The sequence below is a fragment of the Nocardia cyriacigeorgica genome (genome assembly GCF_010858045.1).
Lineage (GTDB): Bacteria > Actinomycetota > Actinomycetes > Mycobacteriales > Mycobacteriaceae > Nocardia > Nocardia cyriacigeorgica_E.
In genome coordinates, this window is sequence record NZ_JAAGVC010000285.1 from 1 (window position 1) to 299 (window position 299).

Consider the following 299-nt stretch of genomic DNA (forward strand, 5'->3'; position numbering starts at 1 on the left):
GAATGAGCTAACCGAGATGGCCGAGCAGGGCGACTTCGACATGCTGCTCGACAAGGACGCATACCGGCGGTGATCAGCTACCTCATCGATACTTCGGCAGCCGCCCGCCTCCTCCTCAACCCAACCGTACGGAAAGCCTGGCACGAGACCGTCACCGCTGGAGTCGTGGCACTCTGCGATCCTGTCGAGTTGGAGCTGCTGTTCACAGCCCGGTCGCTGGCCGATCGGTTGCGCAAAAAAGAGACCCTCGGTGAGTTGTTCGGCTGGGTCGCCACCCCGGAAAATGCCTGGTCGCGCAC

General features: G+C 62.2%; 1 pseudogene. It reads left to right on the forward strand.

Features of this window, described 5'->3' with window-relative positions:
• Positions 1-69: 69 nt before the first annotated feature.
• Positions 70-299 (forward strand): annotated as a pseudogene (locus tag GV790_RS29740) (PIN domain nuclease); the annotation flags it as partial.